Here is a 14,964-nt window from a genome sequence, read left to right on the forward strand (position 1 = left end):
GCCGCCGCACCGACACAGGTGCGGCGGCCCTCCGTACGCGGGACGCGGGACGCGGGACGTGAACGTCAGTGGACGTCGCCCATGAGTGCCTGGACCTTCTTGCGGTACATGTAGATCGCGAAGCCGGCCGCGGCGGCGAGCGTCGCCTGCATCGCGATGATGCCGGTTCCGTTCAGGTCCACACCCGCGATGGAGAGCAGACCCGTGGTGCAGTCACCGGCGGTGACGGCGAGGAACCAGACACCCATCATCTGGGAGGCGTACTTCTTCGGCGCCATCTTCGTGGTGACGGAGAGGCCGACGGGGGAGAGGCAGAGCTCACCGATGGTCTGGATCATGTAGATCGAGACCAGCCACATCGGGGAGACCATGGTGCCGTCGCCCGACATGTTCATCGGGACGATGAAGACGAAGAAGGACGCACCGACGAGGACCAGACCCATCGCGAACTTCACGATGGTGTTCGGCTCCTGGTTCTTACGGGCCAGCCACAGCCACAGCCAGGCGAAGACCGGGGCCAGCGCCATGACGAAGAGCGGGTTCAGGGACTGGTACCAGGTGGCGGAGAAGCCGAGGCCGAAGACGGTGTCGGCGGTCTTGCCGTCCGCGAACAGGGACAGGGTCGAGCCACCCTGGTCGTAGATCATCCAGAAGATCGCGGCGGCCACGAAGAACCAGATGTAGCCGTTCACCTTCGACTGCTCGGACGAGTCGAGGTCCTTGTCGCGCTTGATGCGGGCCAGGACGGCGATCGGGATGAGCAGACCGGCGAGAGTGAGCGGGACCAGGGCCCAGTTCAGCGTGTACAGGCCGAGGGCGACGACGATGCCGTAGAAGACGGCCACGAGGGCGACAACGAGAGCGATCTTGGTGATGATCGCCTTGCGCTCGTCGGCGGAGAGCGGGTTCGGGACCTCGCTGCTCTTCGGGTTGAGGCTCTTGGCGAAGGTCAGGAAGACGGCGAGACCCAGGCCCATGCCCACCGCGGCGAGCGCGAAGCCGAGGTGCCAGTTGACTTCCTTGCCGATCGTCCCGATGAGGAGCGGAGCGACGAAGGCGCCGAGGTTGATGCCGATGTAGAAGAGCGTGAAGCCGCCGTCACGACGCGGGTCCTCGGGACCGTCGTAGAGGTGACCCACCATCGTCGAGATGTTGGCCTTCAGCAGACCCGAGCCGACGGCCACCAGCGCGAGGCCGACGAAGAACATCGCCGTGCCGGGCAGCGCCAGCGAGACGTGACCGGCCATGATCACGAAACCGGCGATGGTGACGGTCTTGCGAGCGCCCCAGACGCGGTCGCCGAACCAGCCACCCGGCATCGCCATCAGGTAGACCATCGACACGTACACGGAGTAGATGGCCGTGGCCGTGGCGGCCTTCATCGCCAGGCCGCCGCCCTGGCTGCCCACGGCGGCGTCTGCGCCGCCGGAGACCAGGTAGTACACCAGCAGGGCCCGCATCCCGTAGTAGGAGAAGCGCTCCCACATCTCGGTGAAGAAGAGGGTGGTCAGGCCGCGGGGGTGGCCGAGGAACGTCTTCTGGTAACCCGGAGTTCCGGTCGAAGCCGTCGTCAGGCTGGACGCCATGTCGATCCTTGTTCTGTCGGGACGCGCGCCTTGTGAGCGTGGTGCGCCCGGTGGGGGAGGCCGGCACCGGCGGGAGCGGTCGCACCCCGCCGGGATCCACGCCCCGCGACACGGCATCGCGTCACGGAACCCGGCCCACAGGTCGTTCACCGTCCTCAAGTCGGCCACGCCGACCTTGCGCAGCAGAAGAGACCCTTGTCGCGCGAAGCGCGTCAAAGGTCCCCGAATACCGCAACAGACGTCACGCCACCATACGACACGACAGTGCCGGATATGGAAGGACTTGAGAGATGGATCACAGGTGATCAAGGAACCAACACACCCTATTCGAAGGTCATGTGAAGGTTGGCCACCATGATCCGCAGGGGGTGCGGGGACCCTCCGGATCACGCCCCGGGGTGTCGGCCGTGCGGACTACCATCACCCCATGACCCGTGTACTGCTCGCCGAGGACGACGCATCCATCTCGGAACCGCTGGCCCGCGCCCTGCGGCGGGAGGGGTACGAGGTCGAGGTGCGCGAGGACGGGCCGACCGCCCTCGACACCGGACTCCAGGGCGGAGTCGATCTCGTCGTGCTCGACCTGGGGCTGCCCGGCATGGACGGCCTGGAGGTCGCCCGCCGGCTGCGCTCCGAGGGGCACACGGTCCCGATCCTGGTCCTGACGGCCCGCGCGGACGAGGTCGACACGGTCGTCGGGCTCGACGCCGGGGCCGACGACTACGTGACCAAGCCGTTCCGCCTCGCCGAGCTCCTCGCCCGCGTCCGGGCCCTGCTCCGGCGCGGCGCCACCGAGCCGGCCGTCGCGCCCGCGACGCACGGCGTCCGGATCGACGTCGAGTCCCACCGTGCCTGGATGGGCGACGAGGAGCTGCAGCTCACGGCGAAGGAGTTCGACCTCCTCCGGGTCCTCGTCCGCGACGCGGGCCGGGTCGTCACCCGCGACCAGCTGATGCGCGAGGTCTGGGACACCACGTGGTGGTCGTCGACCAAGACCCTGGACATGCACATCTCCTGGCTCCGCAAGAAGCTCGGCGACGACGCGGCGAACCCGCGCTACATCGCGACGGTCCGCGGAGTCGGCTTCCGCTTCGAAAAAAGCTGACCCCCGCCCGTGCCGGGCGCCCCCTCCCCCTCCCCGGGTTGTGGGCATTCGTTCCGCGGGGCGGTGCCCACCCTCACCCCTCCCGGGGTTGTGGGCAGGCGTTCCGCCGGGGTGGTGCCCACCCTCACCCCTCCCGGGGTTGTGGGCAGTCGTCCCGCTGGGCGGGACGGGTGGGCACAACCCACGACGGCGCCGCACCCGTGGGCACCGCAGGCACGGGGAGCCTGGGCCCGGCAAGGGCGCGCCGTCCCGTGTGCCCACCCGTCCCGCCCCAGCGGGACGAATGCCCACAACGGGGGTGGGGCGGGAAGGGCGTGCCCGCGCCGTACGCTCGGGGCAGTACCGCCGTACCCCGTACCCCGCCCGCCCCGGAGGGCCCCCGTGCGTCGCCGTCTCATCAACTCCACGCTCGCCGTCGTCCTCGTCGTCATCGCCGTGTTCGGGGTCTCCCTCGTCATCGTCGAGACGCGGACCATCTCCAGCAGCGCCCAGGAGAGCGTGGACTCCGAGGCCCTCCGCCTCGTCTCCATCGTCGACAGCCGGCTCTTCGGCGGCGAGCCCGTCAACCCGGACATCCTCGCCGAGCAGAGCGGCGCCAAGCGGTACGCCCTCATCGAGATCCCCGGCCGCGCCCCCATCGAGATCGGCACCCGCCCCGAGGGCAGCGTCATCCGCGGCATCGCCGAAGGCGAGCGCGGTGAGACCGTCACCGTCGAGGAGTCCCGGTCCACGATCACCTCCGAGGTCGGCCGCACGCTCCTGATCATCGGGGCCGTGGCCCTGCTCGCCGTCGTCGCCGCCGTCCTGCTCGCCGTACGGCAGGCGAACAAGCTGGCCTCCCCCCTCACGGACCTCGCCGAGACCGCGGAACGCCTCGGCTCCGGGGATCCGCGTCCGCGCCACAAGCGGTACGGGGTGCCCGAGCTGGACCGGGTCGCGGACGTCCTGGACGCCTCGGCCGAGCGGATCGCCCGGATGCTCACCGCCGAGCGCCGGCTCGCCGCCGACGCCTCGCACCAGCTCCGTACGCCCCTCACCGCGCTCTCCATGCGCCTGGAGGAGGTGGCCGTCGCCGACGACCTCGACACGGTCAAGGAGGAGGCGACGATCGCGCTCACGCAGGTCGAGCGGCTCACCGACGTCGTGCAGCGGCTGCTCACGAACTCCCGCGACCCCCGCTCGGGCTCCGCCATCGCCTTCGACCTCGACGAGGTCGTCAAGCAGCAGCTCGAGGAGTGGCGCCCCGCCTACCGCAGCGCGGGCCGGGCCATCGTCCACTCGGGCAAGCAGGGCATGCGCGCGGTCGGGACGCCGGGGGCCGTGGCCCAGGTCCTCGCCGCGCTGATCGAGAACTCGCTGATGCACGGCGGTGGCACCGTCGCCGTGCGCACCCGCGTCACCGGCAACCAGTCCGTGATCGAGGTCACCGACGAGGGCCCGGGTGTCCCCGCCGACCTCGGCGCGCGGATCTTCGAGCGGGCGGTCAGCGGCCGCAGCTCCACCGGGATCGGCCTGGCCGTCGCCCGGGACCTCGCGGAGGCGGACGGCGGCCGTCTGGAGCTGCTCCAGCAGCATCCCCCGGTCTTCGCGCTCTTCCTGAGCCGCGAGGTCCGGAGCCGTAGGGACGAGGAACGCCCGGTCCGCTAGGGGGCGCCCCCTGAGCTCACACGCGGTCCGGCTGCCTCCTGGTCGCCTGCTTCGGCGCCTGCTCCAGGAACGATTCCGCGGTCTGTACGGCCTCCCGCGCCGGCAGCGTCCGGAACACCCAGGTCCGGTACGACCAGAACCGGAACAGCGTCGCGACGCCGATCCCGAAGAACTTGAAGAAGTTGCTCTGCAGCGGGGTGTCCCAGCCGAACCCGTACGTCGCCGCGTACAGGATGCCGTTCTGGATCACCAGGCCCGCGGCGCTGAACAGCAGGAAGAGCGTCAGCTCCTTCGTCCGGCTGCTCTTGTCGCGGTCCCGGTAGGTGAAGTACCGGAAGCCCAGATAGTTGAAGCCGATCGCGACGACGGTGGCGAAGATGGACGCCCTGACGACGGGCACGTCCGTGAGATGGCGGACCAGGTTGAAGACCCCGAGGTCCACCAGAAGGCCCAGACCACCGACAGCACCGAACTTGGCGAACTCACGCGTGAGCCGGTCAAGCCGCACACGTAGTGCGCTTCGTTCACTCATGGTGATTGCTCAGCCCCGTCCGTTCGGTTTCGTCAACTTCGTCAACCAAGCCATGCTAACCAGCCCATCAGTGACCCGCCCGGGGACATTGCAAACCATGGAAAAACCCCGTCCAGCTGTCGTAAAGCACAGGCGGCGGAGGCTCCGCGCATGGTGCGGATACCCTAAGAGGGTGACGTTCCCGGTAGTCGGCATGGTCGGTGGCGGTCAGCTCGCCCGTATGACCCACGAGGCGGGTATCCCCCTCGGCATCAAGTTCAAGCTGCTCAGTGACACCCCGCAGGACTCGGCGGCCCAGGTGGTGAGCGAGGTCGTCATCGGCGACTATCGCGACCTGGCTACGCTGCGTGACTTCGCGCGCGGCTGCGACGTGATCACCTTCGATCACGAACACGTCCCCGCGGAGCATCTGCGCGCCCTGACGGATGACGGCATCGTCATCCGTCCCGGGCTCGACGCCCTGGTGCACGCCCAGGACAAGGGGGTGATGCGCGCGAAGCTCGACGAGATCGGCGTGCCGAGCCCGCGCCACCGCATCGTCGCCGATCCGGCGGACGCGGCGGCCTTCGCGGCGGAGGTGGGCGGCTTCCCGATCATCCTCAAGACCGTGCGCGGCGGCTACGACGGCAAGGGCGTCTGGTTCGTCCGTACGGAGGAGGACGCGCGCGACCCGTTCCTGGCGGGCGTCCCGGTCCTGGCCGAGGAGAAGGTCGACTTCACGCGCGAGCTCGCCGCGAACATCGTCCGCTCCCCGCACGGCCAGGCCGTCGCGTACCCGGTCGTCGAGTCCCAGCAGGTCGACGGCGTCTGCGACACGGTGATCGCACCCGCGCCGAACCTGTCGGACGAGCTGGCGGGGCAGGCGCAGGAGCTGGCGCTGCGGATCGCGAAGGAGCTCGACGTCGTCGGCCATCTGGCCGTGGAGCTCTTCGAGACGGCCGACGGCCGGATCCTGGTCAACGAGCTCGCCATGCGTCCGCACAACTCCGGCCACTGGACCCAGGACGGCGCGATCACCTCGCAGTTCGCCAACCACGTCCGGGCCGTCCTGGACCTGCCGCTGGGCGACCCGCGCCCGCGCGCCACGTGGACGGTCATGTGCAATGTGCTGGGTGGGGACTACCCGGACATGTACTACGCGTACCTGCACTGCATGGCCCGCGACCCGCAGCTCAAGATCCATATGTACGGCAAGGACGTGAAGCCCGGCCGCAAGGTGGGGCACGTCAACACCTACGGCGACGACCTCGACGACGTGCTGGAGCGCGCCCGTCACGCCGCCGGCTATCTGCGAGGAACGATCGTTGAGTAATCCGCTCATTGGCATCGCGATGGGGTCCGACTCGGACTGGTCCGTCATGGAGGCCGCCGCGCAGGCCCTCGACGAGTTCGAGATCCCGTACGAGGTGAACGTCCTCTCCGCACACCGGATGCCGCGCGAGATGATCGCGTACGGCGAGCAGGCCGCCGACCGCGGGATCAAGGCGCTCATCGCGGGCGCGGGCGGCGCCGCCCATCTGCCGGGCATGCTCGCCTCGGTCACCCCGCTGCCCGTCATCGGCGTCCCGGTGCCGCTGAAGTACCTCGACGGCATGGACTCGCTCCTGTCCATCGTGCAGATGCCGGCGGGTGTGCCGGTGGCCACGGTCTCCGTCGCGGGCGCCCGCAACGCCGGTCTGCTCGCGGCCCGGATCCTCGCCGCCCACGACCCCGAACTGCTCGGCCGGATGCGGGAGTTCCAGCAGGAGCTGAACGACCAGGCGACGGAGAAGGGCAAGCGGCTGCGGGCCAAGGTCGAGGGTTCGGGGTCGTTCGGCTTCGCCAAATGAGCACGCCCGAGCGGCCCGAGGCGTCCGAGCGGCGCGAGCCGTCCGAGCGGCCGGTGCCGTCCGAGCGGCTGGCGGAGGCGATCGAACTCCTCTCCGCGCACCCGGTCGTCGACGGGCACAACGACCTCCCGTGGGCGCTGCGGCGGCACGTCCGTTACGACCTGGACCGGATGGACATCGCCGCCGACCAGTCCGCACACCTCCACACCGACCTCGCCCGGCTGCGCGCGGGCGGGGTCGGCGCCCAGTTCTGGTCGGTGTACGTCCCCTCGCGGCTGACCGGCGACGACGCCGTCAGCGCCACCCTGGAGCAGATCGACATCGTCGACCAGCTTCTCGCGCGGTACGCGGGGGAGTTGGCGCCGGCCCTGACCGCGGACGACATGGAGTCGGCGCGGCGGGAGGGCCGTATCGCCTCCCTCAAGGGCGCCGAGGGCGGCCACTCCATCAACAACTCCCTCGCCACCCTGCGCGCGCTGCACACGCTGGGCGTGCGCTACATGACGCTCACCCACAACGACAACAACGCGTGGGCGGACTCGGCGACCGACGAGCCCGGCGTCGGCGGGCTCTCCGCCTTCGGCCGTGAGGTCGTACGGGAGATGAACCGGCTCGGCATGCTCGTCGACCTCTCGCACGTGGCCGCGACGACGATGCGGGACGCGCTCGACACCTCCGCCGCGCCGGTGATCTTCTCGCACTCCTCGTCGCGCGCGGTCTGCGACCACCCGCGGAACATCCCCGACGACGTGCTCGGGCGGCTGCCGGGGAACGGCGGCGTGGCGATGGCGACGTTCGTGCCGAAGTTCATCCTGCCCGCGGCCGTGGAGTGGACGGCGCGGGCTGACGACAACCTCCGGGCGCACGGCTTCGACCACCTCGACACGACCCCTGAGGCGATGAAGCTCCACCGCGCCTTCGAGGCCGAGAACCCGCGCCCGATCGCGACGGCGGCGACCGTGGCCGACCACCTCGACCACATGCGCGAGGTCGCCGGCATCGAGCACATCGGCATCGGCGGCGACTACGACGGTACGGCGTTCACGCCGGCCGGTCTGGACGATGTCGCGGGCTACCCGAACCTGATCGCTGAGCTGCTGACGCGCGGCTGGTCGCACGCCGACCTCGCCAAGCTGACGTGGTCGAACGCGGTGCGGGTGCTGCGGGACGCGGAGGCGGTGTCGAGGGAGCTGCGGGAGACGAGGCCGGTGCCGAACGCGACGATCGACTCCCTTGACGCGTAACTGAGTTGACGGGGGCGCTCACCCGAACGGCTCATCCCGCCGTGCCGGAGGAGGGGGAGGCTGCCACGGTGGACGGTACTGCCTCGTTCAGTTCGGAGTTACACCATGGCAGATCTTGATGATCACCACCCCTTCTCCGTCGCGCGGGCCGGCGCTGCTTCCGGTGAGCTCGACACCCCTGAACAACCACGGCCCCTCGATGAGTTGACCCGTGCTCGGGCCCTGCTCGCGGCGCAGGCCGTCGTCGAGGGGCACACGGAACCACCCCGGGTGTTCGACCCGGACGACCTTCCGCCGGTGCGGGCGGCGGAGGCCGGGGCACAGCTCTGGTCCCTGCGCGTCGATCCCGACGAGGGCGTGATCGGCACCCTGCGCCGGATCGACGCGATCCACGCCCTCGTGGCCGCGTGCCCGGAGGACCTGCGCCTCGCGCACAGCACCGCGGAGATGGCGCACGCCGTCAACTGCGGGCGGGTCGCGGTGCTTCTGGGCCCGGTGAGCTGGTCGGCGCTCGGCGGCTCGCTCGCCGCGCTCAGGGCGTACCACGCGCTCGGGGTACGGGCCGTCAACCTCACCCGCTTCGACGGCTTCGCCCGCGAGGCGGTACGGGAGATGAACCGGCTCGGCCTGATCGTGGACCTCGCCGGGGCCGACCCGGAAACCATCCGCCGGACCCTCGCACTCACCAGGGCCCCGGTCCTGCTGACCCGCGCGGACCCGCAGGAGCTGCCGGACGACGTCCTGCGCCTGCTCGGCGAGAACGGCGGCGTCTGCATGCTCCCGGTGACCGACGACGTACAGACGACGGCCGACGCCTTCGACCGTGTCCGCACGCTGGCGGGCCCGCACTGCGTGGGCCTCTCCCACACGACGTCCCCGCCCGACGGCTACGCCCCCCTCGTCGCCGAACTCCTCCACCGCGCCTGGCCGGCCCCGGACCTGGTCGCCCTCGCCCACACCAACCCGACCCGAGCCCTCCGCGAAACAGAATTCCTCTCCCGCACCACCCGCCACCGCCGAGCAGCCTGACGACAAGCAACCCTCCACCCGAGCCCCCCCCGCCCCCGGGGCGGGGGCCACGGGAAGCCGCCGCCCCGACGGCGGCCAACTGCTCCTGTCAGGCGCCACACGGTGCGCGGCTGCCACGTCGTCGGAGCCTGGTGCCACAAACCCACCCACCCGCTCCTCACGGCGCGAGCCTCCGCCTCCGCGGACTGCGGCCGCGCGTTGCCGGCGGCGCGAAGCTGCCGCGTCGGCGGGGCTGACTGCTCCTCAGGTGTGGCCGCCCGTTCTCTCGGTGCGCGGTTGCCGCTTCGGCGGGGCCCGGGGCCACAAACCCACCCGCCCCCTCCTCGCGGCGCGAGCCCGCCGTCTCCGCGGGCTACGGGCGCGGTGCCCCTGCCCGTCCGCGCGGCGCGAAGCTGCCGCCCCGGAGGGGGACGGGGGCGCAGCCCCCGGATCGACCTCTACCCCCACCAGCCCCCGGCAGGGTTTCGGGAAGGGGCGGGGTGGGGGAAACCGCCCCCGCCAGTCACTACGCCCGCGGACGCCCCATCGCCCGGTACACCCAGCCCGCCTCACGCCACCGCGCCCCGTCCAGCGCGTTGCGGCCGTCCAGGATCACCCGCGCGCCCGCCACCTCCGCCAGCTCCGCCGGGTCCAGGGCCTCGCGGAACTCGCGCCACTCCGTCAGGTGCAGCACCACGTCCGCCCCGCGTACCGCCTCCAGCGCCGATTCCGCGTACGCCAGCGTCGGGAAGAGCCGGCGCGCGTTCTCCATGCCCTTCGGGTCGTACACGGTCACCTGACCGCCCTGGAGGTGGATCTGGCCCGCCACGTTCAGCGCCGGCGAGTCCCGTACGTCGTCCGAGTCCGGCTTGAACGTCGCACCCAGCACCGCCACCCGCTTGCCCAGGAACGAACCGCCGCCGAGCGCCTCCCGCGCCATCTCGACCATCTGGCCGCGCCGCCGCATGTTGATGGAGTCGATCTCCCGCAGGAACGTCAGCGCCTGGTCCGCGCCCAGCTCGCCCGCCCGCGCCATGAACGCCCGGATGTCCTTCGGCAGGCACCCGCCCCCGAAGCCGATCCCGGCCCGCAGGAACTTCGCCCCGATCCGCTCGTCGTAGCCGATCGCCTCCGCGAGCTTCGCGACGTCGCCGCCCGCCGCCTCGCAGACCTCCGCCATCGCGTTGATGAAGGAGATCTTGGTCGCGAGGAAGGAGTTCGCGGCGGCCTTCACCAGCTCCGCCGTCGGGAAGTCCGTCACCACGAACGGCGAACCGTCCCCGATCGGCCCGGCGTACACCTCGCGCAGCGTCTTCTCCGCCCGCTCGCTGCGCACACCCGCCACCACCCGGTCCGGGTGCAGCGTGTCCTGCACGGCGAAGCCCTCCCGCAGGAACTCCGGGTTCCAGGCCAGCTCGACCCCGTCCGGCAGCAGCTCCGCCAGCCGCTCGGCCGAGCCGACCGGCACGGTCGACTTGCCGACGACGAGCGCGCCCGACCGCACCACGCCCGCGAGCGAGGTGAAGGCCGCGTCCACGTACGACATGTCACACGCGTACTCGCCGTGCTTCTGCGGAGTGTTCACGCAGACGAAGTGCACATCGCCGAAGGCGCCGACCTCCTCCCAGGAGGTGGTGAACCGCAGCCGGCCCGTCGACCCCTCGATCCCGGCGATGTGCCGGGAGAGCAGCTCCTCGAGCCCGGGCTCGTACATCGGCACCCGTCCCGAGGCCAGCATCTCGATCTTCTCGGGCACGACGTCGAGTCCGAGGACCTCGAAGCCGAGCTCCGCCATGGCCGCTGCGTGCGTGGCGCCGAGGTAGCCGGTGCCGATCACGGAGATCTTGAGGGCCATAGAGGACTCCCTGTGCGTACGGGACGGGAAATGCCTGCCCGAGCATAGTCGGGGCCTGGCCGGTGGCTCGGCCACGCCCTACCATTTGGGTTACTTAACGGTAGTTAGCAGACGTGGGAGTGAGAGATCGTGGCGCCAGCGGGGAAGAACACAGTCGCTGATTTCGACCTGTATCGCCCGTCCGAGGAGCACGAGATGCTCCGGGAGACGGTCCGTGCGCTGGCGGAGGCGAAGATCACGCCGTTCGCCGCGGCGGTCGACGAGGAGGCCCGTTTCCCGCAGGAGGCGCTGGACGCGCTGGTCGCGGCCGATCTGCACGCGGTCCACGTGCCGGAGTCCTACGGCGGTGCGGGCGCGGACGCGCTGGCGACGGTGATCGTGATCGAGGAGGTCGCCCGCGCGTGCGGTTCGTCCTCGCTGATCCCGGCCGTGAACAAGCTGGGCTCGCTGCCGGTGATCCTGTCCGGCTCGGAGGAGCTGAAGAAGAAGTACCTGGGCCCGCTGGCCAAGGGCGAGGCGATGTTCTCGTACTGCCTGTCGGAGCCGGACGCCGGTTCGGACGCGGCCGGGATGAAGACCCGCGCGGTGCGCGACGGCGACTTCTGGGTGCTCAACGGTGTGAAGCGGTGGATCACCAACGCCGGTGTGTCGGAGTTCTACACGGTGATGGCCGTCACCGACCCCGACAAGCGCTCCAAGGGCATCAGCGCGTTCGTGGTGGAGAAGGGCGACGAGGGCGTGTCCTTCGGCGCGCCGGAGAAGAAGCTCGGCATCAAGGGCTCCCCGACGCGTGAGGTCTACCTCGACAACGTGCGTATCCCGGCCGACCGGATGATCGGCGCGGAGGGCACCGGGTTCGCCACCGCGATGAAGACCCTGGACCACACCCGTATCACCATCGCCGCGCAGGCCCTCGGCATCGCCCAGGGCGCCCTGGACTACGCCAAGGGCTACGTCAAGGAGCGCAAGCAGTTCGGCAAGCCGATCGCCGACTTCCAGGGCGTGCAGTTCATGCTGGCCGACATGGCCATGAAGCTCGAGGCCGCCCGCCAGCTCACCTACGCCGCCGCCGCCAAGTCCGAGCGCGTGGACGGCGACCTGACCTTCTTCGGCGCCGCGGCCAAGTGCTTCGCCTCCGACGTCGCCATGGAGGTCACCACCGACGCCGTCCAGCTCCTGGGCGGCTACGGCTACACCCGCGACTACCCCGTCGAGCGCATGATGCGCGACGCCAAGATCACCCAGATCTACGAAGGCACCAACCAGGTCCAGCGCATCGTCATGGCCCGCAACCTCCCGTAGGCAGGCCCGCAGGACCGAACCCGCAGGACCGAACCCGCAGGACCGAACCCGCAGGGACTTAAGGGAGGGGCGGATTCCGGTCCGCCCCTCCCTCTCGTTACGCTCCCTGCCGCATCAACGCGCACACGGGCACACGCGCACACGCGAACAAGGGGCGGGACAGGGCATGGCAAACGATCGACAGGTGGCCGCACTGCTGCGGCAGGTCGCCACGCAGGACGCCATCGAGCTGCGGCACCACATGGGCAGGATCGGGACGCTCGCGGTGCAGGTGCACCTCCTGGAGCAGTACGGCTTCCAGTACGGCGAGGCCTCCCGCCAGGGCCCGCGCCGGCAGACCGTGGTCGTACGGATGTACCGCGACCCGAGCCCCGAGGCGCGCGCCCGCGAGGCCGCCACGCTCGCCGCGTTCCCGCAGGCCGGCAACGGCGGCGCCGTGCCCACCCTGAAGCCGGGCACCATGACGCCGCGGCCCGGGGAGGAGCGGGCGGTCGCGCACGCGAAGGACCGGATCGCGTACGACGTGCTGGCCAGGGCGGCGAACGGCGCCCAGCCCGCGGTCGCCTGGGCCGGACTCGTCCTCCTCGTCCTCGTGCTGCTGATCGACGGGAAGTGGCTCGCCGCGCTGATCGGCGGCGGGCTGCTCGCCGCGTTCCTGACGGTCGCGTTCCGGATCAACGACCTGCGGCGCGGGCGGATCACCCAGCGGCTCAAGGCGGCCGGCTTCATCGTCGTCCAGGACGAGCAGGGCCGGCAGCGGTTCCTGCGGCCGCTCGCCGGATGACGCGAAGGGACCCGCCGGTTCGGATCTTCCGACCGGCGGGTCCCTTCACGTACGACAGGCGCAGGCGCAGGCGCAGGCGCAGGCTCAGCGGTCCGACGTGACCGTGACCTTCTCGTCGTTCTGGATCTGCTGCACCAGCTGCTTCACCTTCGGCATGTCCCACTTCAGCGAGCCCTGCGGCGCGCTGCCCGCGATCGGGATGTTCATCGACTTCCCGTCACCGCCGCTGATGCCCTTCATCGCGAAGAACATCTTGCCGAGGTCGTACAGCGACATGTCCTTGTCGACGATCAGCGTGTCCAGACCGGCGCCCAGCGTCGGGTACAGCTTGAACGGGTTGAGGATCGTGCCCGGGGTCGCCGCCTGGTTGGCCAGGGCGGAGAGGAACTTCTGCTGGTTCTTCGTCCGCGCGAGGTCCGACTCGGCGAACGCGTACCGGGTACGGACGAACGCGAGCGCCTGCTCGCCGTTCAGGGTCTGCTCGCCCGCCTGGAAGTCGGCGCCGGACTTCTTGTCCTTGAAGCCCTTCTCGATGTTCAGCTCGACACCGCCGAGCGCGTCCACGATGTTCGCGAAGCCGGCGAAGCCGATCTCCGCGTAGTGGTCGATGCGCAGCCCGGTGTTGTACTCGACCGTGCGGACCAGGAGCTCCGGGCCGTCCATCGCGTACGCGGCGTTCAGCTTGGAGCCGCCACGCGCCCCGTACTTCTTCCCCGACTCCGAGCCGACGAAGGACGGGATCGTGACCCAGGAGTCGCGGGGCAGCGAGACCATGGTGTTCCCGCTGGAGCAGGCCGCGAGGATCATCATCGAGTCCGTCCGCTTGCCCTCGGCGGAACCGGTGTGCAGCTTCTTCTTCTCCTCGGCCGACATGCCCTCACGGCTGTCCGAGCCGACGATCAGATACGTCGTGCAGTCGCCCTCGGCCGGCCGCTCGATGACCTTGCCCAGATCGACCTCGTTACGCATCTGGGAGCTCGCCCAGGCGTACGTGCCGACGCTCCAGCCGAGGACCGCCACGACGAGCACGATCGAGCCGATCTTGATGCGGCGGCGCCAGTCGGGCGCGGGGCGCCCGGGCTGCGGCGGGGCGTACTGCGGGGGCACGGTCCCGTGGCCGCCGCCCTGCGGGGCGCCGTAGACCTGGCCGGTGCTGTAGCCGCTGTCGTACCCGGAGGCCTGCTGCTGCGTGAAGTTCGGGTTGTAACCCTGGTCGTACCGAGGCGGCTGCTGCGGGACCTGTGGACGCTGGACGTGGCGCATGCGGCGAGCGCCTTCGGGCTGCGGGTTCTCGCTGCCACGGCCGTATCCGCGGCCATCGGGCCAGTCATTCATGCGGACCAGTGTGCAGGTCACGCCCCACGGGCCGACAGGCCGGGTGGGGAATCGGGCCGGCGCTGTTGCCAAGCTGATGCAAAGAGGACGTGCCCGGGACCCGGCATAAGGTGGAGGGCATGACAGATCAGGGCGATATCCCGGGCAAGCCCACCTCAGCGTCCCGCACCACCCTCAGCCACATCATGACGAGCCACGACACCAACCTCCTCGGTACGGTGCACGGCGGCGTGATCATGAAGCTGGTGGACGACGTGGCGGGCGCTGTCGCGGGCCGGCACTCCGGCGGGCCGGCGGTGACGGCGTCCATGGACGAGATGGTGTTCCTGGAGCCGGTCAGGATCGGGGATCTGCTGCATGTGAAGGCGCAGGTCAACTGGACCGGGCGGTCCTCCATGGAGGTCGGCGTCCGGGTCATGGCCGAGCGCTGGAACGAGTCCACCCCCGCCCAGCAGGTCGGCTCCGCCTACCTGGTCTTCGCGGCGGTCGACGCCGACGGCAAGCCGCGCCCGGTCCCGCCGGTGCTCCCGGAGACCGAGCAGGACAAGCGCCGCTACCAGGAGGCCCAGATCCGCCGCACCCACCGCCTGGCCCGCCGCCGCGCGATCAAGGACCTGCGCGAGCGCCGCGCGGCCGAGGGCTACGAGGACTGACCTCGCCGGCCCCGTCGTGGGCACAACGGAACGGCGCCCCTGCGGGCGCGTCCGCTCCGTGTCCCCCGCACCCCGAGGCCCGGT

The 14,964-nt window shown here is 70.6% G+C and carries 13 protein-coding genes; 9 read left to right on the forward strand and 4 right to left on the reverse strand.

What is annotated here, in order from left to right:
- Positions 1 to 65 precede the first annotated feature (65 nt).
- Complete coding sequence (locus tag FDM97_RS04640; RefSeq protein ID WP_137988990.1) at positions 66 to 1,586, reverse strand: peptide MFS transporter; 1,521 nt, start codon at positions 1,584 to 1,586, stop codon at positions 66 to 68.
- A 427-nt stretch (positions 1,587 to 2,013) separates the two neighbouring features.
- Here FDM97_RS04640 and FDM97_RS04645 point away from each other — a divergent pair, with 427 nt between their 5' ends.
- Both FDM97_RS04645 and FDM97_RS04650 read left to right on the forward strand, forming a co-directional pair.
- A complete protein-coding gene (locus FDM97_RS04645) occupies positions 2,014 to 2,691 on the forward strand; it encodes a response regulator transcription factor (RefSeq protein ID WP_137988991.1) in 678 nt (225 codons plus the stop codon).
- Positions 2,692 to 3,072: 381 nt separating this feature from the next.
- Positions 3,073 to 4,338: an ATP-binding protein gene (locus FDM97_RS04650; protein ID WP_137988992.1), complete on the forward strand. Its 1,266-nt coding sequence runs from the start codon at positions 3,073 to 3,075 to the stop codon at positions 4,336 to 4,338.
- Between the two features lie 16 nt (positions 4,339 to 4,354).
- Here FDM97_RS04650 and FDM97_RS04655 read toward each other — a convergent pair whose 3' ends face one another.
- Positions 4,355 to 4,870 carry a GtrA family protein gene (locus FDM97_RS04655; RefSeq protein ID WP_137988993.1) on the reverse strand — a complete coding sequence of 172 codons (516 nt, stop codon included), beginning with the start codon at positions 4,868 to 4,870 and terminating at the stop codon, positions 4,355 to 4,357.
- Positions 4,871 to 4,967: 97 nt separating this feature from the next.
- Between FDM97_RS04655 and FDM97_RS04660 the strand changes: the two genes are divergently transcribed.
- From FDM97_RS04660 to FDM97_RS04675, 4 genes are all read left to right on the forward strand, one after another.
- On the forward strand, positions 4,968 to 6,182 hold the full coding sequence (locus FDM97_RS04660; RefSeq protein WP_137988994.1) for a 5-(carboxyamino)imidazole ribonucleotide synthase: 1,215 nt from the start codon (positions 4,968 to 4,970) through the stop codon (positions 6,180 to 6,182).
- A 19-nt stretch (positions 6,183 to 6,201) separates the two neighbouring features.
- Positions 6,202 to 6,699: a 5-(carboxyamino)imidazole ribonucleotide mutase gene (purE, locus tag FDM97_RS04665; RefSeq protein ID WP_137994657.1), complete on the forward strand. Its 498-nt coding sequence runs from the start codon at positions 6,202 to 6,204 to the stop codon at positions 6,697 to 6,699.
- Positions 6,696 to 7,943, forward strand: a complete 1,248-nt coding sequence (locus FDM97_RS04670) for a dipeptidase (RefSeq protein ID WP_137988995.1) — start codon at positions 6,696 to 6,698, stop codon at positions 7,941 to 7,943. The genes purE and FDM97_RS04670 overlap by 4 nt, the downstream gene beginning before the upstream one ends.
- A 105-nt stretch (positions 7,944 to 8,048) precedes the next feature.
- Positions 8,049 to 8,972, forward strand: a complete 924-nt coding sequence (locus FDM97_RS04675; protein ID WP_137988996.1) for a membrane dipeptidase — start codon at positions 8,049 to 8,051, stop codon at positions 8,970 to 8,972.
- A 505-nt stretch (positions 8,973 to 9,477) separates the two neighbouring features.
- Here FDM97_RS04675 and FDM97_RS04680 read toward each other — a convergent pair.
- Complete coding sequence (locus FDM97_RS04680) at positions 9,478 to 10,806, reverse strand: UDP-glucose dehydrogenase family protein (protein ID WP_137988997.1); 1,329 nt, start codon at positions 10,804 to 10,806, stop codon at positions 9,478 to 9,480.
- A gap of 129 nt (positions 10,807 to 10,935) precedes the next feature.
- Between FDM97_RS04680 and FDM97_RS04685 the strand changes: the two genes are divergently transcribed.
- Both FDM97_RS04685 and FDM97_RS04690 read left to right on the forward strand, forming a co-directional pair.
- Positions 10,936 to 12,108: an acyl-CoA dehydrogenase family protein gene (locus tag FDM97_RS04685; protein WP_284440280.1), complete on the forward strand. Its 1,173-nt coding sequence runs from the start codon at positions 10,936 to 10,938 to the stop codon at positions 12,106 to 12,108.
- Positions 12,109 to 12,274: 166 nt separating this feature from the next.
- Positions 12,275 to 12,892, forward strand: a complete 618-nt coding sequence (locus FDM97_RS04690; protein ID WP_137988999.1) for a hypothetical protein — start codon at positions 12,275 to 12,277, stop codon at positions 12,890 to 12,892.
- Between the two features lie 84 nt (positions 12,893 to 12,976).
- On the opposite strand, the gene FDM97_RS04695 is transcribed toward FDM97_RS04690, so the two are convergent.
- Entirely contained in the window at positions 12,977 to 14,227 is a 1,251-nt protein-coding gene (locus FDM97_RS04695) for an LCP family protein (RefSeq protein WP_175439035.1), read from the reverse strand.
- Positions 14,228 to 14,346: 119 nt separating this feature from the next.
- Between FDM97_RS04695 and FDM97_RS04700 the strand changes: the two genes are divergently transcribed.
- Positions 14,347 to 14,880 (forward strand): acyl-CoA thioesterase, encoded by a 534-nt coding sequence (locus tag FDM97_RS04700; RefSeq protein ID WP_137989000.1) that lies wholly within the window; start codon positions 14,347 to 14,349, stop codon positions 14,878 to 14,880.
- The last annotated feature ends 84 nt before the right edge of the window (positions 14,881 to 14,964 follow it).

This window comes from Streptomyces vilmorinianum (genome assembly GCF_005517195.1).
In the GTDB taxonomy this organism is placed as follows: domain Bacteria; phylum Actinomycetota; class Actinomycetes; order Streptomycetales; family Streptomycetaceae; genus Streptomyces; species Streptomyces vilmorinianum.

Excerpts from the sequence above, each read along its gene's own strand:
- purE (WP_137994657.1), top strand. The coding sequence starts at position 6,202 with ATGGGGTCCGACTCGGACTGGTCCGTCATGGAGGCCGCCGCGCAGGCC.
- FDM97_RS04690 (WP_137988999.1), top strand. The coding sequence starts at position 12,275 with ATGGCAAACGATCGACAGGTGGCCGCACTGCTGCGGCAGGTCGCCACG.
- FDM97_RS04670 (WP_137988995.1), top strand. The coding sequence starts at position 6,696 with ATGAGCACGCCCGAGCGGCCCGAGGCGTCCGAGCGGCGCGAGCCGTCC.
- FDM97_RS04655 (WP_137988993.1), bottom strand. The coding sequence starts at position 4,870 with ATGAGTGAACGAAGCGCACTACGTGTGCGGCTTGACCGGCTCACGCGT.
- FDM97_RS04680 (WP_137988997.1), bottom strand. The coding sequence starts at position 10,806 with ATGGCCCTCAAGATCTCCGTGATCGGCACCGGCTACCTCGGCGCCACG.
- FDM97_RS04695 (WP_175439035.1), bottom strand. The coding sequence starts at position 14,227 with ATGAATGACTGGCCCGATGGCCGCGGATACGGCCGTGGCAGCGAGAAC.
- FDM97_RS04700 (WP_137989000.1), top strand. The coding sequence starts at position 14,347 with ATGACAGATCAGGGCGATATCCCGGGCAAGCCCACCTCAGCGTCCCGC.
- FDM97_RS04640 (WP_137988990.1), bottom strand. The coding sequence starts at position 1,586 with ATGGCGTCCAGCCTGACGACGGCTTCGACCGGAACTCCGGGTTACCAG.
- FDM97_RS04675 (WP_137988996.1), top strand. The coding sequence starts at position 8,049 with ATGGCAGATCTTGATGATCACCACCCCTTCTCCGTCGCGCGGGCCGGC.
- FDM97_RS04660 (WP_137988994.1), top strand. The coding sequence starts at position 4,968 with ATGGAAAAACCCCGTCCAGCTGTCGTAAAGCACAGGCGGCGGAGGCTC.
- FDM97_RS04645 (WP_137988991.1), top strand. The coding sequence starts at position 2,014 with ATGACCCGTGTACTGCTCGCCGAGGACGACGCATCCATCTCGGAACCG.